This is a genomic window from Streptomyces sp. NPDC104202, assembly GCF_055584185.1.
Map to the genome: position 1 here is coordinate 28,890 of NZ_JBVJMN010000011.1, position 21,647 is coordinate 50,536.

The window sequence follows — 21,647 nt, forward strand, 5'->3', positions numbered from 1 at the left end:
CATCTCCCGTCCCGCGTGCGCGCAACGCAGTGTCATGTGCCCTGGGCACAGTGTGACCCGTGGGCCCGTCGGCCGGGGCTCAGACTCGCATGGTGCTTCCTCATTTGCCGGGCGAACTCCCGCCCCGTACTGGTCAGTTCATCGGATCCGATCAAAATCGCAAGGGCTCCGGCCACCTGATCGTGGACGTCGTCGAACCGTCGTGCGGACCGGGCGCGCCAGGGGCCAGGGACGCCGGACGCGCGGCCCGCCCGGTGCCACAGGTCGGCGAGCGCCAGGTGGGCGTAGGCGCCCTGGAGGACGCCGGAGACGGGGCGGGGGTCGGTGCGCCAGCCGACCCGGTAGGTGGGCTCCGTCCGGTCGGGGGGCCGGTAGAGCGGCACCAGCTCGTGGAGCGTGGCGAGTTTGCTGTGGTGCAGTTCGTGGACGAGGGTCTCGGCCATGTCCGTGGCCCCGGCGGAGGGCGTCATGAGGACGGCCCCGGGGGCGGCGCCGAGCGTGGCCCCGATCGCGCGCGTCCCGCGCGGGACGAGGGGCACGACGGCGCCCACCGAGCGTCCCACCTCGACCGCCCGCGCCCGGTCCGTCGCGCGCAGCAGGGCGCGGGCGGCGGTCCAGCGGCCGGCCCAGCCGGCGTGGTCGGTGTCGGCGTGCTCGGCGGCGGCCCGGGCCGGGATGCCCATGTCCGGGGGCAGCCGGTACGGATCGAGGTCCTCCAGCCGGGTCGTGCCGCCCGGCAGGGAGCGCAGCCCGTGCCATCCGGGTCCGCCGCCCAGGAGCCGTCCCGCGGGGGCGCGCCGGGGGCGGCGGAGCACCGCGCGGGAGCCCGTGCCCTCCTCCGCGCCGATCCGCACCGAGCGGGCGCGGGCGTCGATCCGGAGCCGCCCCGCGCCGCCCGTCTCGACCCGGCCGACACCGGGGAGCGGAAGCACTCCGCCGGGGGCGTCGACCACCAGGTCCACCGGCAGCCCGCCGCGCAGGGCGGCGGTGACGGCGAGCAGGTGGAGATGGGCCAGGTGACGGTCGAAGCCGGCTCCGACCGGCTCGGTGAGCGCGGCGGCGAGCCAGGCGCCGGTGGTCGGGTAGTCGAGGACGGCGCGGACGACGTCCGGGCGCATGCGCTCGGCCCGTTCGAGCAGGAGCCAGCCCTCCTCGAAGGCGCGCAGCGCCGGGGGCGCGACCGCCTCGCGGTGGCGCCGTGCCCGGACCAGGAGGGACTTGAGCAGGAGCAGCCTGCGGGCGTGCAGCCCGGACCGCAGGAAGCACGCCCCGAGCGGTTCGGGGCGTGTGGTGGCCAGGGCGGCCAGGACCGCCGGGTCCGGCGGGGCGGTGATCACCCGTCGCCCCGGGCGGACGGAACGCGGCCGGACGTCGATACGGCCGAAAACCACCGCTGCGCGCGGGCGTCGGAGCGCCCTCCGCGGAGCTCCGGCCGTCGCGGCGGGCGGTCGTCCGGCGCGAGGTCCCGGTCGTGCCGCGCCGGGTCCCGCTCGTGCCGCGCGGGACCCCGGCCGCCGCTCGCCGGCCCCCGGTCGTCAGCCGACGGACTCGTCCTCCTGCCAGGAGGCGGTGAGGTCCGAGGGGTGGAGCAGCACTCTCTCCACCGCCGCCCCGAGCGCGGCGTCCTCCATGACCCGCAGGGTCCGCAGATCGACAGCCGCGAGATCGGACAGTTGCGGGGGCCTGACGGCTTCCCGGTCGACACCGGTCGCCCACCCCGTGTGCTCGAACACTCTCGGCTCCTCCTCACCGACGCTGTCCCCCACGGTCGTAGCGGTGCGGCGGTTCTTCCCGACGCCGGGAGACCGGAAACCCATTCGATTCATCTGCCCCCATGTGCGCCCCCGTTATCCGGCCGTCCAGGACCACCACGGCGGCAGGACGCGGCGGCGCTCCTCGGGCGTGAGCGGCGTCCCCTCCCTCGCCCTGGCGCTCTCCACCCCGGCGAGCAGCAGCCGGGTCCGCTCCACGTCCTCCCAGTCGACCTCCACCAGCTCCCCCGTGAGCAGCCGCCAGCGCCCGGCCGCGGCGAGCAGCGCCGTGCGGGCCCGCTCGGGGCGGCCCATGAGGCAGAGCACCGCCCCCTGGGCGTGCAGGGCGCGGGCGCCGGTGACGGTGCCCGGGGCGTCGCCGTGGGCGGCCCGGTCCTCGTCCGCGGCGTTGCGGTAGGCGGTGAGCGCGTCGCCGGTCACGCCGTCCCGCGCCGTCTCGGCCAGCTCCAGCCGCACCCGCCCCAGCTGCAGCCACACCCGGGCGCGTTCGCCCGGGTCGGTGGTGCTCCGGAGGGCCTGTTCGAGGAGGTGGCGGCTCTCGAAGAGGTCGGGCAGGAAGCCCGCGCGGTGGAAGCGGAGCGCGAGGACGCTGCCGATCAGGGCGCGCGCCCCGGCCCGTTCGGGCGCGTCGGCCGGCAGCCGGGTGAGGGCCTCGCGCAGCACGCCCTCGGCCCGGTCGACGGGGCCCGTGCCCCTGCCGGCCGCGGCGCGCCGCAGCAGCGAACCGCCCCAGGTCAGCAGGAGCGTGCCGCGCTGGGCGCTCTCGGCGGGGGCGAGCAGGGCGGCCTCCTCGTAGGCCGCGTCGGCGGCGGCCCCGTCGCCGGCGGTGTCGTACAGCCGCGCCCGTGCCGTGGTGAAGCGCAGCCGCAGCGCCCGTCCGTCGCCGAGGAGGGGTTCCGCACGGTCGAGGACGGGGCCGATGCGGTCGGGGGCGGCGCCGGTGAGGGCGAGCGCGTCGGCGAGGTCGAGGAAGGCGGCGGCGCTCTCGTGCAGGTCGAGGGCGGCGGCGAGTTCGCGGGCCGCCGCGTCGCCGTCGCCCCGGGCCAGGAGCAGCCGGCCGCGGCGCAGGTGGAGGGTGGGGCGGACGGTGTCGGGCCACTGGCCGTCGTCCTCGGCGAGGGCGGCGAGGGCCGCGTCCAGGTGGCCGGGTGCGGCGGTGTCGCGCCACAGGGCGTGGTGGACGACGGCGAGTTCGAGCCGGGCCTCGGCCCATGCCTCGTCGCCGGGGCGGGCGGGCTCCGCCGCCCGCGCGAGGGTGTCGGCCGCCTGGGCGAGGAGTTCCCCGCGGCGCGGGGTGCGCCGGGCGGCGGCGGTGCCGGCCTCGGCGTACAGGACGCGGGCGAGGACGATCCGGGCCTCGACCGGTTCGTCGGGGAGCGCGGCCTCGGCGAGTTCACGGGCGCGGGCCAGCAGGGCGGGGTCGGACTGGTCACGGCCCTGGGCGAGGAGGCGGCGGGCCTCGGTGAGGGGGTCGGGGGTGACGAGGTCGGGATGGTAGAAGCGGAGCACGCGCGCGGGGATGCGGGCGAACAGCTCGGTCTCCGTGCCCCCGGGGCCGGGTGCGTCGTCGCCCTCCTCGGTGAGGGCCGCCTCGCCGCCGGGCCGCCGGGCCGCGCCGGGGCCGCCGCCGCCGTCGGTGGGGCGCCGGGTGCCGCCCGCCGGTCCCGTCGCGGGCCCGGCCCCTGCCTCGGTGTCCGGGTCGGCACCCGCTCCGGGCACCGTCCCGGTGGCCGCCCCCGCGAGGCGGGCGGCGGCGAACGCGGGGAAGTTGCGCATGCCCTGGCCGAAGTTGCGCTCCACATAGGCCGAGCAGTGCTTGAGGACGAGGGCCGCGGCGCTCGGGTCGAGCGAGGCCAGCAGGTGCTGCTGGATGCCGGGCGGATAGCTGAAGCAGGGGTACGGGGTCGGGCCGGGCAGCCGCCGCAGCAGACCGCTGAGCAGGACCTCGGCCAGCTCCATGGGCCCGGTGTCGGGCAGCATCGCCCGCTGGACGAGCTGCATGACGGGGAGGGTCAGCGGGGCGGCCGCGAGGTGGACGGCGAGTTTGAGCGCGCCGGGCGAGGCGCCCGCCCGGAAGGCCCGCAGGACGTCCTCGTCGGAGCGCGCGGCCCGGGGGACGGCGGGCGGCCGCGGCCCGGCGGGCTCGGGGGCGATCCAGGCGGCCCAGCCGCGCACGGAGTCCCCGCCGTGGCCGGTGTGGAGCCGCGCCCAGGAACCGAAGGCCTCCGGCGTCGGGGTGAGGACGGGGACGGGACGGCGGCCGGGGACGAGGGGGCCCCAGGGCTCGTCGTCGGAGCGGAAGGCGGCGGGGCCGCCGGGCGCGGCGGAGCGCTGGAAGGTGCCGGGGACGGCGGGGAGCGCGGTGCGGGGCCACAGCCGCGGCGGCAGCGGCTGGACGAGGGCGATCGGGGAGTGGCGGGGCCACTGGCGCAGGAAGCGCTGGGCGGCGCCGCGCTGCCACAGGGGACCGACGCAGTCGCTGACGACCAGGGTGAGCCGGCTCCCGGTGGGGTCGTGGAGCTGGTCGACGGGGCGCAGCCGCGGCCGGCCGTCGGCGCCGGAGGTGGTGGTGACCAGCGGGGGCCCGTCGCCGGTGTCGTACAGCCGGTGGACCTGGACGTCGCGGAAGGCGCCGGACTGCTGGCACGCCTGTCGGAGTTCCTCGACCATCCGGCCCCAGACGACCATGGCCGGGCCGGTGTCCATGAGGAGCTGGATGTCGGGGCGCCGTCCGGCGGCGGGCCGCAGGACGGGGGTCAGGATGCCGGCGGCGGCGCTGTGCTCGGCGGTGGCCTCCTCGTCGAGGGTGCCCTCGTCGGGGCGGCCGGGCGCCAGGGCGTAGTCGCGCAGCGGCCGCAGGGCCTTCTGCAGGCCGAGGAGTCCGGGCAGGGCGTTCGCCCCGGGGGCGCGGACGGGCAGGGCCGTGCCGCGCTCCGTCCGCCGTGCGGTCCGGCCGTCGGCGCCGCCCGGCCCGGCCTCCATGTGGAGGGAGACGGACTCCCGGACGCCCCGGGCCGCGTCCTCGGTCCCGGTCCGCGCCGGCTCGCCCCGTACGGCCTCCGGGGCGGCTTCGGTCCCGCCGGGCGCGGCGTCCGCGCGGAACTCCCCGTCCTCGTCCGGGGCGCCGTCCCCGGCTCGCCCCGGCTGCGGGCCGGCCGGGGGCGCGTCCGAGGGGCCGGGAAGCCAGCGGGCGAGCCAGACGGCGTCGGCGAGGTCCTCGGCGGTCGGGTCCTGGCCGCCGGCCCGGAGTCTTCGGGTGAGCTCCTCCAGATGCATCCGGCGCATCCGGTCATCACCTCGGCTGATCGAGCGGCTGCATGAGCATGTCCGCGATGCGTTCCCGGGTGAGCCGCTCGGCCCGCGAGGCGTGCTGGGTGAGGTAGAGGGCGTTGAGGAGCTGGTCGGTGGCGATCACCTCGCCGGGCTCGCGGTTCAGGAAGCGCTGCACGAGCTCCTGTTCCCCCTCCCCCGACGCCGCCTCCGTGCCGAGGTGGGCGGCGATCATGGCGCCGACCTGTTCCTCGCCGGGCGCCTCCAGCTCCAGCCGGATGCAGCGGCGCAACAGGGCGGCGGGGAAGTCCCGTTCGCCGTTGGAGGTGAGCACGATGAAGGGGAAGGTGGAGCAGCGGACCCGGCCGCCGACGACCGCGACCTTGCGCCCGTCGTCGCTGAGCACCTCGACGGCCGGCTCCCGGTCGGCGATCCGCTCCAGTTCCGGGATGGCGAACTCGCCCTCCTCCAGGGCGTTCAGGAGGTCGTTCGGCAGGTCGAGGTCGCTCTTGTCGAGCTCGTCGATGAGCAGCACCCGGGGCTGCGCGGAGGGGAGCAGGGCGGTGCCGAGCGGTCCGAGCCGGATGTACGAGCCGATGCCGGCCGGGGCCGCGGCGGCGGAACCGGGCGATCCGGCCTGGGCGCGCTCCAGCTGCACGTCCTGGAGGCGGCCGATGGCGTCGTACCGGTAGAGGCCGTCCTGGAGCGTCGAGCGGCTGACGATCGGCCACCGGAGCACCCGGCCGAGCCCCAGTTCGTGGGCGACGGCGTGGGCGAGGGTGGACTTGCCGGTGCCGGGGTTGCCGGTGACGAGCAGCGGACGGCGCAGGTAGAGCGCGGCGTTGACGGCGTCGGTCTCGGCGGGCCTGGGGTGGTGGTTCTGGACGAGCCTGCGCCGCACGCCGAGCCGCCGGTCGGAGCCGGCCAGGGTGTCGTCGGCGCCGCCGGCCGAGAAGTCGCGCCAGGGCGGCGGGGCGGGCAGCCGGCCTATCTCGTCGTGCGGAAGACCGGCACCACGGTAGATCCGCCAATCGCTCACGATGGACTCCTCCTGGCTGTGGTGTCGGTGCCGGGCCCGTCGACCGTACCGCCCGGGGGCGGCGCCTGCCGATGCGGTAACCGGACGGATCGCGGGGCCCGCGCCCCGGTGGCCGCTCGGGTCACAACTCCCCCTCCCCGAGCAGCGGCGGGGCCTCCAGGCGCCCCCCGTGCGGCGGGCGTCCGGGCGGGTCGAGCAGCACGGCGATGGTCTCGGCCCAGGCGAGGTCCGCCCGGTCCGGGGCGCGGGTGCGCAGGGAGCGGATCGGGTGGCGCAGGCCCTCCGCGGTCATCGCCTTGGCGAGGAGCCGCTCGGCCCCCTCGTGGAACTCCGCGCAGTCGTCGTGGTCGTGGGCCCCGGTGCGCCAGAGGGCGAGCGGATGGCCGGCGGCCAGCGCCGCGTTCATCGCCATGAGCCCGTCGCCGCTGCCCACCGGTCCGCAGTACACCGGGACCGTGCCGCCGTCGGCCTCCCGGAGCCGGTCGTACGTCTCCGCCCAGGTCTCCCGGCGGACCCTCGGGGTGTGGGCGTCCCGGCCGGCACCGGGCACCTCGGCGCGCAGCGGGGCCGCGTCCAGGGGGCCGCGCCGCGCCGCCTCCCAGCGCTCGCGCCATTCGGGGGCCGGCTCGTGGTCGTGGCGGCGGGCGTCGCGGATGACCACGATCCTGCGCTGGCCGAGCGTGGTCGCCCAGGGGTCGTCCTCCCCGTGGGGCGGTTCGAGCCGCCAGGTGTCGAGGGGTTCGTCGAAGAGCTCGCGCGGCAGGACGGCCTCCACGCCCGCCAGGTGCGTCCCGTTGTCGCCGCGCCGCAGGGCGTCCGCGAGCGGTTCGCGCAGGGTCTCCCGCAGCCGGGCCCGCTCGACGCCCCGGTCGTCGCAGTGCAGCGGGCTGACGGTGTGTCCGTCGAGGAGGAGCTTGACCCGCCACGGGTAGCGGCGGTCCCAGCGGGGGGTGTCGATCTCCAGGAGGACGTCGGCACGCGCGCGGGGTTCGCGTACGGAGAGCGGCGCCGGCCGGCCCGGGGTGACGAGCCGGTCGATCTCACGCCGGAGGTGGCGGTCGGCGTCGCCCGACTCCTCCAGGATCCACCGGTGCAGGCCCGAGGTGTCGGCCCGGTCGCCGTACCGCTCGGCGACGTGCCGGACGACGTGGGCCGCGTACAGGAGCAGGGCGTCCAGGTCGAGGTCGCGCGCGTTGTCCCGGCGGGGGACGCGCAGTCCGCGCAGCAGCCCGGCGCCCTCGCTCCAGGTCCGCGGGTCGCTCTCCAGCGCGTCCGGCAGGCCGTCGTCCCTGATCCACGCCTTGACCTGGTCGGTCAGGCCCATGATCTCGCCGGGGGCGGTGGGCGCGGGCAGCCGGGCGAGGTGGCCGTGGAGCCGGGTCCGCAGCGCGGGTCCGACGCCCCGGCCGCCGGGCAGCAGCAGCTGTTCGCGGGTCCAGTCGGGCCGGTCGTCGAGCGAGAGGTAGCGGTCGAGGTGGTAGCGGTCGTGGGCGCGCAGCGCCTCGCCCATCGCCTCGCCGCCGGGGAGGTCGTGCAGGGCCCGCAGGGCGGTGACGGGCACGACGGCTCCCCCGTCGGGGCCGCGTCCCTTGCTGACGCCGACGACCGCGCCCTGGGTCTGGTCGACGACGGGGCCGCCGGAGCACCCCGGCACGGGTTTGACCCCGTCGGTGACGAGGGCCCGGCCGTCGCTGCCGTTCAGGGTGCCGTGGACGTGCCGCACGCCGAGCTCGCCGGTCTCCCGCGACCAGCCGTGGAGGCTGACCGCCGTCGGCCAGACCGCCGGCCGCTCGCTGAGGCGCACACAGGACGCCTTCCGCGCGCCGGGCACGCGGACCAGTGCGAGGTCGGGGAGGCCCCAGGGGTCGGACGGCCGGTCGTCGGGGCGGGCCGGGCGCGGCAGGGCGAGCACGACGGTGCCGGTCGTCTCGCGGGTGACGGCGCCGTCCTCCCACACGATGCCGACGGCCGGCTCGCTCCTCCACACCGCGCTTCCCCCCTCGGCCACCACATGGGCGCAGGTCAGCACCCAGCCGGGGGCGATGAAGAACCCGGTGCCCCAGTACCGGTCGCCGTGCGGGTCATACCCGCCGCCGGGGTCGCCGATGCGCACCAGCGCGGGGCGCACGAGCGCGCTGAAGGCGCTCATGCGCGGCCATCGGCCGCCGGGCTCCCGTGCGGGTCTCTCGCGGGAGCGGAATCCGGGGCGGGCGCGGGCCGCGGGACGGGGGCGGAGGCCGGGGCCGCCGCGTCACCCGGGGGCGCCGCCCGTCCCGGGGATACGGCCTGTCCCGTGGCGGCCGCCTGCTCCAGGGGTGCGGCCTGTCCCGTGGCGGCCGCCGGTTCCGGGAGTGCGGCCTGTCCCGGCGCCGCCGCCTGTTCCGGGGAGGTCGCCGGACGTGGGGGCGCCGCAGGCCGCGGCGGTGTCCGCGGCCACGGGGCGGGCGCGGCCGGAGGCGCGGGATCGGGGGCGGGATCGGCCTCCGTGCCGGCGGCGGCGGAGACGGCGGGCAGGGCGGCGGCGGGCGCGGGTCCCGGTTCGGTCCAGGTCAGGGACACGTTGACCGACGCCTTGCCCGCGCCGTCCGCGAGGACCCCGATCACCTTGCCCGACTGGGCGGACAGCTCGATGCCGAAGCTGACGGCGACCTCCACCGGGCCCTGCGGGTCGAGGCCGGCGCGCAGCGAGCCGACCACCCCGCGCACCACGTCGGTGAGTCCGCCGGCCATCGAGACCACCCGGTCGCGGACGCCGGTGTCCTGGAACCCGCCGCCCCTGCCCAGCTCCTCCACGTCGCCGACGCGGGCCCAGACGGGCGTCCCGTCGTCCAGTCGAATCCGAGCGATCCCCTGTGCCACGGCGGCCCCCCGCTCCCCGAAACGATGATGAGGAAGGCTAGTCGGTGCCACTGACGGGCGACAGGGGACGTGCGGGGCACGGCCTATCCTGATCCCATGTACTTCACCGACCGTGGCATCGAGGAACTGGAGAAGCGGCGCGGCGAGGAGGAGGTCACCTTCGAGTGGCTCGCCGAGCAGCTGCGGACCTTCGTCGACCTCAACCCCGACTTCGAGGTGCCGGTCGAGCGCCTCGCGACCTGGCTGGCCCGTCTGGACGACGACGAGGACGACGACGAGTAGCCGAGCCGACCGCCGGCGGGGTCCGGTCCCCCGGTCGGTGACGGACCGGGCCGGCCCTCCCGCGGCCGGTGCGTGCCGGACTCGCGTCAGCCGGTCGCCGACGGACCGGATCAGCCGTCCCGCAGCCCGTCGGTGACGGTCCGGATCAGCCCTCGCCCGGCCGGTCGGTGAGGACTCCGTCACTCCGTGGGCGAGGACCCGGTCAGGCGGTCGGTGAGGCCCGGTCGGTCCGTGGGCGAGGACCCGGGCAGCCGGTCGGTCAGGCCCGGTCAGCCCTCCCGCAGCCGGTCGTAGGCGAACCCCAGCACCCCGTGCGCGACGAGCAGCGCCCCGGCCGTCGCCCAGCCGCCGCTGCGGCGGACGGCGCCCCAGACGAGGAGCGGGGCGCCCGCCACGAGCTGCACGCCGCTGAGGGCGCGGGCCTTGGGGCCGCGCAGGTACGGGCCGAGGGGCCCTTCCTCCACCGCGTCCAGTTCGGCGCGCACGGCGTCGCGCCAGCCGGGCCATTCGAGCTGTTCGGCGCCCTGCGCCAGGGCGACGGAGCGGAGCCGGTCGGCGTTCTCGCCGGGGACGAGGCCGGTCGGCAGGGCGAGACCGGCGCGGGCGAGGACGGCGACGACGCCGACGAGCCGGCTGTCGGCGTCCGCGTCCGGGTCGGCCCGGGTGAGCGGCTCCAGCGCCTGTACGTCGAGGACCGGGTCGAGGGCGAGGCGGGCGGCGAAGGTGCGCATGGCCTCGTCCTCGCCGACGGGGGTGCCGTCCGCGAGCCACGTGTAGCCGACGGTGCGACGGAAGCCCGCGGCGAGCGTGAGTCCGGCCCGGTCGCGGTCCCACCAGAGGGCGACGACGGGCCAGGTGGCGGCGGAGACCGCGAGCGCGGTGGCCCAGCCGGTGACGACCTGTTCGACCGGCTCCCCGCCGTGCAGCCACGGCTTCCCCTCGGGGACGAGCACGCTCCATTCGGGGCCCGCGGGGGCGAGGAGCAGATGCTCCCTGAGCAGTCGGGCCGGCGGGCGGACCGCGGTGGGATCGGCGCGGCAGAGCAGCAGCGCCCCGACGGAGCTGGGTCCGGATGTCGCGTTCATGGCCCCACGCTAGGCGAATTTGTCCGCATATGAGGTTAATTGCCACCACCCTGTCAGGGGAGAGTCAGGGTTGACTTCACCCGACCGCGATATATCGTGTCCATCGGGAAACACGATATGTTGCGTTGTCGAAACGGGAGGCCAGCACCATGACCGAGTGGTCCGTCACCGAGCCGGTGAAACTCGCCCCGGCCGACCCCGTCACCCGCCTCCAGGTCCGCATCGTCAACGGCGCGGTGAACGTGGTGGGGACGGACGAGGACTCCGCCCGCGTGGAGATCTCCGAGATCGAGGGCCCGCCCCTGATCGTGTCGCAGGACGGCTCGACGCTGACCGTGAGCTACGAGGACCTGCACTGGAAGAGCATCCTCAAGTGGTTCGACCGCAAGGAGTACCGCCGCCGGGCCGTCGTCTCCGTCGCCGTCCCCGCGGGCGTCGACGTCGAGGTGGGCGTGGTCGGCGCCGAGGCGGTCGTCTCCGGCATCCGGGGGCGCACGGAGGTGCGCGGCGTCACCGGCGACACCACGCTGCTCGGGCTCTCCGGGCCGGTCCGCGCCGAGAGCGTCTCCGGCAACCTGGAGGCCCAGTCGGTGACGGGAGCCCTGCGGGCCAACTCGGTGACGGGCGACGTGACCGTCATCGAGGGCGCGGGCGCCTCCGTGAAGGCCGACACGGTCAGCGGCGACATGGTCATCGACCTCGACCCGGCCGAACTCGACGGTCCTCCCGCGGACATCCGGCTCACCAGCGTCTCCGGCGAGGTCGCCATCCGCCTCCCGCACCCGGCCGACGCCCGCGTCGAGGCGAGCACCACCAGCGGCTCCGTGTCGAACGCCTTCGAGGACCTGCGCGTGGGCGGCCAGTGGGGCGCCAAGTCCATCACCGGCACCCTCGGCGAGGGCCGGGGGACGCTCAAGGCCACCACCGTCTCCGGCTCCATCGCCCTGCTCCGCCGTCCCGAACCGGACGGGGACACCGCCCCCTCCTCCGCCTCCCCCGCGACCGGAAAGGTGCTCTGACATGCCGCCCGTCTTCGCCCACGGCCGCCTCCGCCTCTACCTGCTCAAGCTGCTCGACGAGGCCCCGCGCCACGGCTACGAGGTGATCCGCCTGCTGGAGGAGCGCTTCCAGGGGCTGTACGCGCCCTCGGCCGGCACCGTCTACCCGCGGCTCGCCAAGCTGGAGGCCGAGGGCCTCGTCACCCACGCCAGCGAGGGCGGCCGCAAGGTCTACTCGATCACCGACGCGGGCCGCGCCGAACTGGCCGGCCGCGACGCCGAACTGGAGGATCTGGAGCGGGAGATCCGCGAGTCGGTGTCGGAGCTGGCGGCGGAGATCCGCGACGACGTGCGCGGCGCGGCCGGTCGGGTGCGCAGCGAGATGCGCGCGGCGGCGGGACGGACCCGGACGGCGGAGTCCTCCACCTTCGCCGAGGCGAAGGAGGAGCTGCGCCGGGTCGGCCAGGAGTGGAAGGAGCAGGCCCGCGAGGCCCGCGCGGAGGCCCGGTCGGCGCGCCGCCAGGCGAAGGAGTTCCAGCGGATCGCCCAGCAGGTGCAGGAGGAGGTCGAGGACCGCTTCGCGCGGGGCGACTGGCCGAAGGGTGTCTGGGAGGGCCTCTCGGGCATCACCGCCCAGCTCGGCGGGCTGGTCTCCGGCACGACCCACCCCAAGGCCGCGGCCCAGGAGCCGCCGTTCGCGACGGCCCCGGCCGGTGACGCCCCGGAGTGGGCCCGCGAGACCGAGCCCTCCACCGACCCCGCCCGCGACCTCGACCGTCTCCTCGACCGCTTCCGCGACGAGATCCGCGACGCCGCCCGCGACCACGGAGTGACCCAGGAGCAGCTCACCGAGACCCGCCACCACCTCTCCGCCGCGGCGGTCCGCATCACCGGCGTCCTCCGCCCGCACGCGAAGCCCTGACCCGGAGCCGGCTCGGGCGCGACCCGGAGCCCCGGAGCGCCGCCCGGACGGGAGGCCCACCGCGGCCCGACCGGGTGGCCCGGGGCCCGAGCGGAGCCGGCTCGGGCGCGACCCGGAGCCCACCAGGACGGGAGCGGCCCCCGAGGAGGGCCGGCCGACGTCCGGGCGGGGCCGGATCCGGACCCGAGCCCCCATGAGGCCAGACCCGAGCGCGCATGGGGCCGGCCCCGAGCACAGGTGGGGCCCGGCCCGGGCGGGACGCGGTCCCGGCCCGAGGAAGCGCGCCGTTCAACCGCGGACGGCCGTCACCGTCACACGGGCGGAGGGAGCGGCGAGGACCCAGGCGCGGCCGGGGGCCGTGCGGAGGACGACGGCGCCGCCGCGGGCGGTCACCCGCCAGGCGCCGGGCGGGAGCGAGAGTTCGGTGACGCGGGAGCCGCGCCGCCCGGCGGAGTCGTACGACAGCCGGTAGACCCCGGCCGCCGGATCGTAGGCGCCGGAGCGGACCGTGCCGGCGACGGCCTCGGCGTACGGCTCGGCGGTCAGCTCCTTGTTCGCGCGGAAGGCGCCGGTGCCGTCGACCGCGCAGTAGCCGCCGCCGTAGCACCACACGTAGCCGGCCCAGCCGGAGGTGTAGCGGGCGAGGGAGGCCATGGCGTCGCGGTAGAAGCGGTTCATCCCCGGCAGGGTGGTGTCGAGCGGGCCCCACTCCCCCACGAGCACGGGGACCTTGTACTGCCGGGGGTAGCGGGTCACGGCCCGCTCGTAGTTCTCGATCCAGCCGGCGGCGGGATCGTAGTCGGCGCCGGCCTCCATGGCGGTGTTGTAGAAGTGCGGGGCGTAGACGACCTTGGGATCGTCGATCCGGCCGAGCCCGGTGGGCACGCCCTCGCCGACGATGGGGGTCGGTTCGACGAACAGCCAGGCGTCCCGGTCGACCGGCCTGACCGCGTCCGCGAGGCGGTTGTACATCGGGGTCAGCTGGTCGCGTTCGATGCGCCGGGCCGCCGTCGGCAGGTCCTCGCCCTCGCGCAGTTCGCCCATGGGCTCGTTGACGAGGTCGTAGCCGAGGACGGCGGGGTGGTCGTCGAAGCGGTCGGCGAGCACCCGCCACATGCGGGCCTGGGCGCGCCGCAGGTCCTCGTCCTCGTAGAGGTGGGTGAAGGCCCGCTGGACGGCGGGCTCGAAGTACTCGGAGAACCAGTCGTCCGGGTGCGGGGTGAAGGGCAGTCCGTCGGTCCTGGTCGCCCAGGCGGGAATGCCCCGGTGGCCGAAGGCGGGACCGAAGACGTCCTGGTGGGCGTCGAGGACGACCTTGACGTCGTGGGTGTCGGCCCAGTCCAGGATCCGCTCGATCCTCCGGAGGTAGTCCTGGCTGTAGCGCCCGGGCCGCGGCTCCAGGTCGTCCCAGAAGACGAGCAGACGGGCGAGGTTGAAGCCCTTGGCGCGCATGTCGCGGAAGTGCTTCTCGGTGATCGCGGAGAGGGCGGCGTCGCCGCGGTTGGCCTTGTCCTCGACGTTCCAGCCGCGCAGGGTCAGCGTGCGGCCCCGGGCGTCGGTGAGGGCGGGTATCCCGTCGAGGCCTTCGGCTCCGGTCCCGGCCGGAACGGCGGCGGAGGCCGCCCCGGCCCCGGTCGGCGTCTGCGCGCGGGCGGCGGTCGGGGCGAGCAGCGCGGCGACGGCGAGGGCCGCGACGAGGGCGGTGCGCGGTGCGGCAGGGGTGGTTCGCAGCAAGGAAGACCTCCGGCACAAGGATGTGAGCGTTGTTCACCTTTCGCGTGCCGGAGATCCCATCAGCTTTCCTGACGTGTCATCAAGAGGTCGTCAGGACGATCTTTCCGAAGAGTTCGCCGGTGGCCATCCGCTCGAAGCCCTCCCGCGCCCGGTCCAGCGGCAGCACGTCGTCGATGACGGGCCGCACTCCGGTCGCCGCGCAGAAGGACAGCAGGTCCTCCAGCTCGTCCTTGGAGCCCATGGTGGAGCCGACGACCCTGAGCTCCAGGAAGAAGATCCGGGTGAGCTCGGCGTGCGCGGGCCGGTCGCCGCTGGTGGCGCCCGAGATGACGAGCGTGCCGCCCGGCCGCAGCGACTTCACCGAGTGGGACCAGGTGGCGGCGCCGACGGTCTCGATGACCGCGTCCACCCGCTGCGGAAGCCGCGCCCCCGGCTCGTACGCCTCGACGGCCCCGAGCTCGACGGCCCGCTTGCGCTTCGCCTCGTCGCGGCTGGTGGCGAAGACCCGCAGGCCCGCCGCCTTGCCGAGGGCGATCGCGGCGGTGGCCACGCCGCCGCCGGCGCCCTGGACGAGCACCGAGTCACCGGGCCGCACCCCGGCGTTGGTGAAGAGCATGCGGTAGGCGGTCAGCCAGGCGGTGGGCAGGCAGGCGGCCTCCTCGAAGGAGAGCTCCTTCGGCTTGGGCAGCACGTTCCAGCGGGGCACGGTCACCCGCTCGGCGAAGGTGCCCTGGTAGCGCTCCGTGAGGATGGACCGGGGCTCGTCCGGGCCGACGCCGTGGCCCGACTGGCCGATCACGGAGTGCAGGACGACCTCGTTGCCGTCCTCGTCGATGCCCGCGGCATCGCAGCCGAGGATCATCGGCAGCCTCTCCTCGGGCAGCCCCACGCCACGCAGCGACCAGAGGTCGTGGTGGTTCAGCGAGGCCGCCTTGACGGTCACGGTGGTCCATCCGGGCCGCACCCCGGGTTCGGGGCGTTCGCCCAACTCAAGGCCGTTCAGCGGCTGGTCACGGTCGATTCGGGCAGCGTAGGCAGCGAACATGGCCCCGACCCTAGGGGCCCGCGGGCGGGCGCGGAACCAGCCCCCGGTGTGACCCGTGTCGCGCCGCCGCCCCGGTTCCGCCGGGCATGCGGAAGGGCCCCGTCCCGCGGTGCGGAACGAGGCCCTTCCCGTGGCCGGGGCGTACCGGCCGGCGTGCGGAGCGGCACGCCTGCCGGACAGCCCCCGGCACCGCGTCAGCGGCGCGCGACGCCCTCGGCGCGGGCGGCGGCGGCGACGGCGGTCGCGACGGCGGGGGCGACCCGCTCGTCGAACGGCGACGGGATCACGCAGTCGGCGGCGAGCTGGTCGCCGACGACGTCCGCGATGGCGTTCGCCGCGGCGATCTTCATGCCCTCGGTGATCCGGGAGGCCCGGACCTGGAGCGCGCCCGCGAAGATGCCGGGGAACGCCAGGACGTTGTTGATCTGGTTCGGGTAGTCCGAACGGCCGGTCGCCACGACGGCCGCGTACTTGTGCGCGACGTCGGGGTGGACCTCGGGGTTCGGGTTGGCCATGGCGAACACGAAGGCGTTCGGGGCCATGGAGGCGACGGCCGCCTCGGGGACCGTGCCGCCGGAGACGCCGATGAAGACGTCGGCGCCCTCCAGGGCGGTCTCCAGGGAGCCGCTCAGGCCCGCCTTGTTGGTGAGCTCGGCGATCTCACGCTTGACGTCCGTGAGGTCGTCGCGGTCCCGGCTGACGATGCCCTTGCGGTCGGCGACGGCCACGTCGCCGAGGCCGGCCTCCAGCAGGAACTTGGCGATGGCCACGCCGGCCGCGCCCGCTCCGGAGATGACGCCGCGCAGCTCGCCGAGGGTCCGGCCGGTCAGCTTCGCCGCGTTGCGCAGGGCCGCGAGGGTGACGATGGCGGTGCCGTGCTGGTCGTCGTGGAAGACGGGGATGTCGAGGCGCTCCTGGAGCCGGCGCTCGATCTCGAAGCACCGCGGGGCCGAGATGTCCTCCAGGTTCACGCCGCCGAAGGACGGGGCGAGCCGGACGACGGTCTCGACGATCTCGTCGGTGTCGGTGGTGGCCAGGGCGATCGGGACCGCGTCCACGCCGCCGAACTGCTTGAAGAGGATGGCCTTCCCCTCCATGACCGGGAGGGATGCCTCCGGGCCGATGTCGCCGAGCCCGAGCACGGCCGTCCCGTCGGTCACGACCGCGACGACGTTGGACTTCCAGGTGTAGTCGTTGACCAGATCGGGCTGCTCGGCGATCGCGGTGCACACCTTGGCGACGCCGGGCGTGTACGCGAGGGAAAGGTCGTCCTTGTCCCGGACGGGCACGGTGGCCTGCACGGCCATCTTGCCGCCCCGGTGGAGGGCGAAGACAGCGTCGAAGGGCTCCTCGGGAGCCGCTTCGGTACCGCTGTCGTTGCGAGGATTGACGATCTCCGCTGCCATTGGGTTGACCCCTTAAGTCTTCTTCATTTGAGGGTGGCCGCTCCTGGTTGAGGAGGGGTGGGGAGGCACCGCGGCCGCCTTGTCGGGCAGCCGCTCGGGCGCGCCGCACAACGCGCCCTGAGCCCCGGATGAGGGGTGTAAGGATCCTTCTTACCGGACGGACGGCACCGCAGACGAGTCCATAACCGCTCGGTGACGCGACTCATACCGAGCGCATCCGGACGCGGACGGAGAACGACACGTCACTCGATGTCCGGATAGATGCAGACCCCACCCGAATGGCGGCCTTCCATTCGTCCGAATGGCGAGATGAACCGGAGATTCTTCGGTGAGGGGGAAGGGATTCCGGAGAAGGTCCGGCCTTGATGTACCGGCCTGTCGCGATTCGGGGGTCACCCGTTACCCGATTTTGACATCACTGGCCGTCGGTTTGAGGCGGTCCGAATGGCAAGATGCCGTAATCACACGAGGTCGCGGCGCTCGAAGACGCGTACGTGACCTACTGGCAACTCCCTCAACGCCGGAGGAACCCGACCATGACCGCACGCTCCACGCGCTGTACGACCGTCGCCAAGACCCGCACCTCCCGTCTTGCCGCGGTCGCCGCCATCGCGGTCGCCGGCTCGATGCTGCTGACCGCCTGTGGCGACCAGACCGAGGGCGGCTCGACGCCCGAGGGCGGCACGACGTCCGGCGCGGCCTCCACGGCCCCCCTCTTCGCCAAGCTCCCCGCGGACATCCAGAAGGCCGGCGTCATCAAGGTCGGCACGGACGCCACCTACGCCCCGATGGAGTTCAAGCAGGGCTCGACGATCGTCGGTGTCGACCCCGACATCGCCGCGGCGCTCTCCAAGCAGCTCGGCGTGAAGTTCCAGTTCGAGAGCGGCACCTTCGACACGCTGCTCACGGCCCTGCCGACCGGCCGCACCGACATCGTCATGTCGTCGATGACCGACACCAAGGCCCGCCAGGAGGGCCTGGACGACAAGGGCCAGAAGACCGGCACCGGTGTCGACTTCGTCGACTACTTCACCGCCTCCACCGGCATCCTGGTGAAGAAGGGCAACCCCGAGAACATCAAGTCGCTCGACGACCTGTGCGGCAAGAAGCTCGCGGTCCAGCGCGGCACCACGTACGAGCAGGCCGCCAAGGACCAGGCCGAGAAGTGCAAGAAGGACGGCAAGCCGGCCCTCACCTTCGAGTCCTTCCCGACCGACGCCGAGGCCCAGACCCGTGTGAAGGCGGGCGGCGCCGTCGCCGACCTGAACGACTCCCCGGTCGCCGCGTACATCGCGCAGACCGCGGGCGGCGGCAACGACTTCGAGGCGATCGCCAACAAGACCGACGCCGGCCTCTTCGGCATCGCCGTCGACAAGAAGAACACGCAGCTCCGTGATGCACTGAAGGAAGCCCTGGACGCCGCCATCAAGGACGGCTCCTACAAGGCCGCCCTCGACAAGTGGAACGCGGGCGACGGCGCGATCCCCGCGGCCAAGATCAACGGCGGCTCCTGACTTCCCGGCACCACTGAAGGGCAGTCGCTGTGACTGACAAGTTCGACAAAGACAAGGTCGACAAGGTTCCCGCCGGGGCGGCCTCCGCCCCGGCGACGATCCCGCCGGAGGCCATCAAGGCCATTCCGGTCCGCCACTACGGTCGCTGGGTCGCCGGTGTCGTCGTGGTGGCACTGCTGGTGCTGCTCGGCGTGGCGTTCTCCCAGGGCGATGTCCGCTGGGCGACCGTCCCCGAGAAGCTGTTCGACCCCAGCATCCTCGAGGGCCTCGGCAACACGGTCCTGATCAGCGTCGCCTCGATGGCGCTCGGACTGGTGCTCGGCGTGGTCTTCGCCGTGATGCGCCTGTCCAAGAACCCGGTGACGAGCACCGTCGCCTGGCTCTACATCTGGATCTTCCGCGGCACCCCGGTCTACGTGCAGCTGCTGATCTGGTTCAACCTCGCCCTGATCTTCCCGATCTTCAACATCGGGTTCTACAAGGACGAGATGACCGATGTCATGACCCCCTTCCTGGCCGCCCTGCTGGGTCTCGGCCTCAACGAGGGCGCGTACATGGCGGAGATCGTCCGGGCCGGCATCCAGTCGGTCGACGAGGGCCAGACGGAGGCGTCGCACGCGCTGGGCATGAGCCAGGCGAAGACGATGCGCCGCGTGGTGCTCCCCCAGTCGATGCGGGTGATCATCCCGCCGACGGGCAACGAGTTCATCAACATGCTGAAGACCTCGTCGCTGGTCGTGGCGGTGCAGTATCCCGACCTCCTGCGGGCCGCGCAGGACATCGCCTCGACCTCGTTCGCGGTCATGGAGATGTTCTTCGTCGCCTCGATCTGGTACCTGATCCTGACCTCGGTCTTCAGCGTCGGGCAGTTCTACCTGGAGCGGCACTACGCCCGCGGGTCGCTGCGCTCCCTGCCGCCCACCCCGTGGCAGAAGGTCAAGGCGAACCTCGCCCGATTCTCGAACCGTGAGGCGGTGACCCGATGACCGCCATGGTGAAGGCCGAGGGCGTCCACAAGTCGTACGGCGCCGCGCACATCCTCAAGGGCATCGACCTGGAGGTGCAGAACGGCGAGGTGTTCTGCCTGATCGGCCCGTCCGGTTCCGGCAAGTCCACCTTCCTCCGGTGCATCAACCACCTGGAGCAGATCAACGCCGGCCGCCTGTACGTCGACGGCCAGCTGGTGGGCTACCGCCAGAAGGGCGACAAGCTCTACGAGCTGAAGGACGCCGAGATCGCCGCCCAGCGCCGCGACATCGGCATGGTCTTCCAGCGCTTCAACCTCTTCCCGCACATGACGGCCCTGGCCAACGTCATGGAGGCGCCCATCCAGGTGAAGGGCGAGACGAAGGCGGTGGCGCGCGAGCGGGCCGAGCGCCTGCTCGACCGCGTCGGCCTGGGCGACAAGGCGGGGAACTACCCCTCGCAGCTCTCCGGCGGCCAGCAGCAGCGCGTCGCCATCGCCCGCGCGCTGGCGATGGAGCCGAAGCTGATGCTCTTCGACGAGCCCACCTCGGCGCTCGACCCGGAGCTCGTGGGCGACGTCCTCGACGTCATGCGGGACCTGGCCGAGTCGGGCATGACGATGGTCGTCGTCACGCACGAGATGGGCTTCGCCCGCGAGGTCGGCGACTCGCTGGTCTTCATGGACGGCGGCGTGGTGGTCGAGTCGGGCCACCCGCGTGACGTGCTGGGCAACCCGCAGCAGGACCGGACGAAGGCGTTCCTCTCCAAGGTGCTGTGAGCGGCGCGAAGGGGCGGTACGGGTCTCCCGTACCGCCCCTTCCGCGTGTCCGGGCGGGCTACCTGACCGCGAGGAGCAGGGTGTCGGAGGGCGAGGCCCAGACCGGCCGCGCCTCGGCGAAGCCGGCGGCGCGCAGAGTCTCGGCGTGCCAGCGCGGGGAGGGCATGTCGCCGTCGGCGTGCTCGCCGTAGATCTCGAAGCGGCGGGCGGTGGGGCCGGCCAGCTCCGGATCCTCGGCGGCCAGCGCCCACCACTCGGCCCAGTCCAGCGCCCCGGCGGCCTTGGCCCGGTCCATGGCGGCGTGGCGGTGGGCCCGCTCGGCGGCGTTGATCCGCGGGGTGGCGGTGTCGATCATGTGGTCGGCGTTCATGAAGACCCCGCCGTCCCGGACGAGACCGGCGAGCTGCCCGTAGAGGGCCGTCAGGGGCTCGCTGTGGAGCCAGTGGAGGGCGGTGGCGGTCAGGACGGCGTCGTACGTGCCGTGCGGCAGCCTCGCGGTCCACTCCGGGTCCTTGAGGTCGGCCTCCACCAGGGTGACGCGGGGGTCGCCGGCGAAGTGCCCTTCGGCGATGGCCAGGAGCGCCGGGTCGAGATCCACTCCAGTGCTGGTCGAATCGGGGAACCTCCGGAGGAGCCGATCCGTGATACTTCCCGTACCGCAGGCGAGGTCGAGCACGCGGGGCTTCGGTCCCACGACCGCTTCGACCATGTCGAGCATCACGCGGAACCGCTCCTCGCGGTCCGGCATGTACCACTCCTGCTGACGGTCCCAGCTCTGCTGCCAGGCCGCCCAGTCGGTTCCGGTCATCGCCGTACCGTCCCTTCCCCTTCGTAATACCCTCGAAGGGGACACAGCCGTTACCCAGCCGTTACCCCTCACGACCGAGACCCTAGCCCGCCGGAGTAAGGACTACAAGTGGAACTGGCCTATTACTCGGACTATGCCGTGCGTCTGGTCAACACCGAGGAGCCGGCTCGCAACAAGGACACCCTGACCTCCGTCGAGGTGATCCGGGAGCTCTTCGGCCCCGCCACCCAGATGGCCCGGCGGGTCACCGACCCGGACGTCGCCCGCTTCCGGTCGGTGCGCGCCCGGCTCCGCGCGGTCTTCGCCGCGGCCGACGAGGACGACCACACGGGCGCCGTCGACCTGCTGAACTCCCTGCTCCTGGAGTTCCCCGTCAGCCCCCAGATCTCCGGCCACGACATCCTCGACGACGAGGGCCGCCCCCGCTGGCACATGCACCTCGCCGACCACCCCTCGAACCCCACCGCCGGGTACGCGGCGATCGCGGCCATGGGCCTCGCCTTCCACCTCACCGAGTTCGGCGCCGACCGGCTCGGCCTCTGCCAGGCACCGCCCTGCCGCAACGCCTACCTCGACACCTCCACCAACCGCTCCCGCCGCTACTGCTCCGACCGCTGCGCCACCCGCGCCAACGTCGCCGCCTACCGCGCCCGCAAGCGCCTGGAGGCCGAACGGTCCGACCACACCGGCCTGACGGCCGACACGAGCCAGGAGAGCGTCACCGCGGCCGACCGCTGACGCCCCGGCGTCACCGGCCGGTACCGGGCCCGCACCCGCCCGAGGACCAGTTCGGGCGGTACGGCCCCGAAGACCCTGCTGTCCCCCTCGGCGGCCGGGTTGTCCCCCAGCACCCACCAGCCGCCGTCGCGTCGCTCGATCAGCCGCTTCACGATGAGCAGATCCTGCTGGAGCGGATGGCGCAGCACCGCCACGCACCCGGGGCGCAGCCGCCCGCCGTAGTGCACGAGCAGCCGGTCGCCGTGGAGCAGCGTCGGCACCATCGACACCCCCGTCACCTCGGCGATCCCGAACGGCGCCGCCGCCTCCGCCACCTGCTCCCGCCCCGATTCCCTCATCCGGCACCTCCCGGTCCGCCCGCGCGCCCGCTCGTCCACTCGTACACGAGTCCCATGGTGACCCTGGACTTTTGACCTAAGCCCCAGGGGGCG

At 74.5% G+C, this 21,647-nt stretch carries 19 protein-coding genes; 7 read left to right on the top strand and 12 right to left on the bottom strand.

Annotated elements, in window-relative coordinates; translation table 11 throughout:
* Positions 1-32: 32 nt before the first annotated feature.
* The 6 genes from ACZ60W_RS10260 to ACZ60W_RS10285 all read right to left on the bottom strand — a co-directional run bounded on the left by ACZ60W_RS10260 (position 33) and on the right by ACZ60W_RS10285 (position 8,940).
* Positions 33-1,337, bottom strand: a complete 1,305-nt coding sequence (locus ACZ60W_RS10260; RefSeq protein WP_469754910.1) for an HEXXH motif domain-containing protein — start codon at positions 1,335-1,337, stop codon at positions 33-35.
* Positions 1,338-1,535: 198 nt separating this feature from the next.
* Positions 1,536-1,733, bottom strand: coding sequence for a hypothetical protein (locus ACZ60W_RS10265; RefSeq protein ID WP_469754911.1), 198 nt, complete (start codon positions 1,731-1,733; stop codon positions 1,536-1,538).
* Between the two features lie 114 nt (positions 1,734-1,847).
* Positions 1,848-5,057, bottom strand: coding sequence for an SAV_2336 N-terminal domain-related protein (locus tag ACZ60W_RS10270; protein WP_469754912.1), 3,210 nt, complete (start codon positions 5,055-5,057; stop codon positions 1,848-1,850).
* Between the two features lie 7 nt (positions 5,058-5,064).
* On the bottom strand, positions 5,065-6,081 hold the full coding sequence (locus ACZ60W_RS10275; protein WP_469754913.1) for an AAA family ATPase: 1,017 nt from the start codon (positions 6,079-6,081) through the stop codon (positions 5,065-5,067).
* Positions 6,082-6,202: 121 nt separating this feature from the next.
* The gene (locus tag ACZ60W_RS10280) at positions 6,203-8,230 is read right to left on the bottom strand and encodes a VMAP-C domain-containing protein (RefSeq protein ID WP_469754914.1); all 2,028 of its coding nucleotides are present in this window, start codon (positions 8,228-8,230) and stop codon (positions 6,203-6,205) included.
* Positions 8,227-8,940 carry a CU044_2847 family protein gene (locus tag ACZ60W_RS10285; protein WP_469754915.1) on the bottom strand — a complete coding sequence of 238 codons (714 nt, stop codon included), beginning with the start codon at positions 8,938-8,940 and terminating at the stop codon, positions 8,227-8,229. Before ACZ60W_RS10285 ends, ACZ60W_RS10280 begins: the two co-directional genes overlap by 4 nt.
* Positions 8,941-9,036: 96 nt before the next feature.
* Between ACZ60W_RS10285 and ACZ60W_RS10290 the strand changes: the two genes are divergently transcribed.
* Complete coding sequence (locus ACZ60W_RS10290; protein WP_024761804.1) at positions 9,037-9,222, top strand: DUF6104 family protein; 186 nt, start codon at positions 9,037-9,039, stop codon at positions 9,220-9,222.
* A 269-nt stretch (positions 9,223-9,491) separates the two neighbouring features.
* Here the strand turns inward: ACZ60W_RS10290 and ACZ60W_RS10295 are convergent, their stop codons facing one another.
* On the bottom strand, positions 9,492-10,307 hold the full coding sequence (locus tag ACZ60W_RS10295; protein ID WP_469754916.1) for a hypothetical protein: 816 nt from the start codon (positions 10,305-10,307) through the stop codon (positions 9,492-9,494).
* 149 nt (positions 10,308-10,456) lie between these two features.
* Here ACZ60W_RS10295 and ACZ60W_RS10300 point away from each other — a divergent pair, with 149 nt between their 5' ends.
* Together ACZ60W_RS10300 and ACZ60W_RS10305 are read left to right on the top strand one after the other, a co-directional pair.
* Positions 10,457-11,326, top strand: a complete 870-nt coding sequence (locus tag ACZ60W_RS10300; RefSeq protein ID WP_469754917.1) for a DUF4097 family beta strand repeat-containing protein — start codon at positions 10,457-10,459, stop codon at positions 11,324-11,326.
* Between the two features lies 1 nt (position 11,327).
* Positions 11,328-12,227, top strand: coding sequence for a helix-turn-helix transcriptional regulator (locus ACZ60W_RS10305; RefSeq protein WP_469754918.1), 900 nt, complete (start codon positions 11,328-11,330; stop codon positions 12,225-12,227).
* A gap of 288 nt (positions 12,228-12,515) precedes the next feature.
* Here ACZ60W_RS10305 and ACZ60W_RS10310 read toward each other — a convergent pair whose 3' ends face one another.
* From ACZ60W_RS10310 to ACZ60W_RS10320, 3 genes are all read right to left on the bottom strand, one after another.
* Positions 12,516-13,958: a cellulase family glycosylhydrolase gene (locus ACZ60W_RS10310; RefSeq protein ID WP_469755028.1), complete on the bottom strand. Its 1,443-nt coding sequence runs from the start codon at positions 13,956-13,958 to the stop codon at positions 12,516-12,518.
* A gap of 82 nt (positions 13,959-14,040) precedes the next feature.
* Positions 14,041-15,006, bottom strand: a complete 966-nt coding sequence (locus tag ACZ60W_RS10315) for a zinc-binding dehydrogenase (protein WP_469754919.1) — start codon at positions 15,004-15,006, stop codon at positions 14,041-14,043.
* Between the two features lie 194 nt (positions 15,007-15,200).
* Positions 15,201-16,412 (bottom strand): NAD(P)-dependent malic enzyme, encoded by a 1,212-nt coding sequence (locus ACZ60W_RS10320; protein ID WP_469754920.1) that lies wholly within the window; start codon positions 16,410-16,412, stop codon positions 15,201-15,203.
* Positions 16,413-16,948: 536 nt separating this feature from the next.
* On the opposite strand from ACZ60W_RS10320, the gene ACZ60W_RS10325 reads away from it, so the two are divergent.
* The 3 genes from ACZ60W_RS10325 to ACZ60W_RS10335 are packed head-to-tail and all read left to right on the top strand — an operon-like array spanning position 16,949 to position 19,670.
* Positions 16,949-17,926, top strand: coding sequence for an ABC transporter substrate-binding protein (locus ACZ60W_RS10325; protein ID WP_469754921.1), 978 nt, complete (start codon positions 16,949-16,951; stop codon positions 17,924-17,926).
* A gap of 29 nt (positions 17,927-17,955) precedes the next feature.
* The gene (locus ACZ60W_RS10330) at positions 17,956-18,912 is read left to right on the top strand and encodes an amino acid ABC transporter permease (RefSeq protein ID WP_469754922.1); all 957 of its coding nucleotides are present in this window, start codon (positions 17,956-17,958) and stop codon (positions 18,910-18,912) included.
* Positions 18,909-19,670 carry an amino acid ABC transporter ATP-binding protein gene (locus ACZ60W_RS10335; protein ID WP_469754923.1) on the top strand — a complete coding sequence of 254 codons (762 nt, stop codon included), beginning with the start codon at positions 18,909-18,911 and terminating at the stop codon, positions 19,668-19,670. Before ACZ60W_RS10330 ends, ACZ60W_RS10335 begins: the two co-directional genes overlap by 4 nt.
* A gap of 58 nt (positions 19,671-19,728) precedes the next feature.
* On the opposite strand, the gene ACZ60W_RS10340 is transcribed toward ACZ60W_RS10335, so the two are convergent.
* Entirely contained in the window at positions 19,729-20,478 is a 750-nt protein-coding gene (locus ACZ60W_RS10340; protein ID WP_469754924.1) for a class I SAM-dependent methyltransferase, read from the bottom strand.
* A 108-nt stretch (positions 20,479-20,586) separates the two neighbouring features.
* On the opposite strand from ACZ60W_RS10340, the gene ACZ60W_RS10345 reads away from it, so the two are divergent.
* Positions 20,587-21,216 (top strand): CGNR zinc finger domain-containing protein, encoded by a 630-nt coding sequence (locus ACZ60W_RS10345; protein WP_469754925.1) that lies wholly within the window; start codon positions 20,587-20,589, stop codon positions 21,214-21,216.
* Here ACZ60W_RS10345 and sodX read toward each other — a convergent pair.
* The gene (gene sodX, locus ACZ60W_RS10350; protein WP_469754926.1) at positions 21,120-21,554 is read right to left on the bottom strand and encodes a nickel-type superoxide dismutase maturation protease; all 435 of its coding nucleotides are present in this window, start codon (positions 21,552-21,554) and stop codon (positions 21,120-21,122) included. The two genes, ACZ60W_RS10345 and sodX, sit on opposite strands and share 97 nt — an antisense overlap.
* Positions 21,555-21,647: the final 93 nt, after the last annotated feature.

Excerpts from the sequence above, each read along its gene's own strand:
- ACZ60W_RS10335 (WP_469754923.1), top strand. The coding sequence starts at position 18,909 with ATGACCGCCATGGTGAAGGCCGAGGGCGTCCACAAGTCGTACGGCGCC.
- ACZ60W_RS10295 (WP_469754916.1), bottom strand. The coding sequence starts at position 10,307 with ATGAACGCGACATCCGGACCCAGCTCCGTCGGGGCGCTGCTGCTCTGC.
- sodX (WP_469754926.1), bottom strand. The coding sequence starts at position 21,554 with ATGAGGGAATCGGGGCGGGAGCAGGTGGCGGAGGCGGCGGCGCCGTTC.
- ACZ60W_RS10320 (WP_469754920.1), bottom strand. The coding sequence starts at position 16,412 with ATGGCAGCGGAGATCGTCAATCCTCGCAACGACAGCGGTACCGAAGCG.
- ACZ60W_RS10280 (WP_469754914.1), bottom strand. The coding sequence starts at position 8,230 with ATGAGCGCCTTCAGCGCGCTCGTGCGCCCCGCGCTGGTGCGCATCGGC.
- ACZ60W_RS10300 (WP_469754917.1), top strand. The coding sequence starts at position 10,457 with ATGACCGAGTGGTCCGTCACCGAGCCGGTGAAACTCGCCCCGGCCGAC.
- ACZ60W_RS10340 (WP_469754924.1), bottom strand. The coding sequence starts at position 20,478 with ATGACCGGAACCGACTGGGCGGCCTGGCAGCAGAGCTGGGACCGTCAG.
- ACZ60W_RS10290 (WP_024761804.1), top strand. The coding sequence starts at position 9,037 with ATGTACTTCACCGACCGTGGCATCGAGGAACTGGAGAAGCGGCGCGGC.
- ACZ60W_RS10325 (WP_469754921.1), top strand. The coding sequence starts at position 16,949 with ATGACCGCACGCTCCACGCGCTGTACGACCGTCGCCAAGACCCGCACC.
- ACZ60W_RS10305 (WP_469754918.1), top strand. The coding sequence starts at position 11,328 with ATGCCGCCCGTCTTCGCCCACGGCCGCCTCCGCCTCTACCTGCTCAAG.
- ACZ60W_RS10315 (WP_469754919.1), bottom strand. The coding sequence starts at position 15,006 with ATGTTCGCTGCCTACGCTGCCCGAATCGACCGTGACCAGCCGCTGAAC.
- ACZ60W_RS10270 (WP_469754912.1), bottom strand. The coding sequence starts at position 5,057 with ATGCGCCGGATGCATCTGGAGGAGCTCACCCGAAGACTCCGGGCCGGC.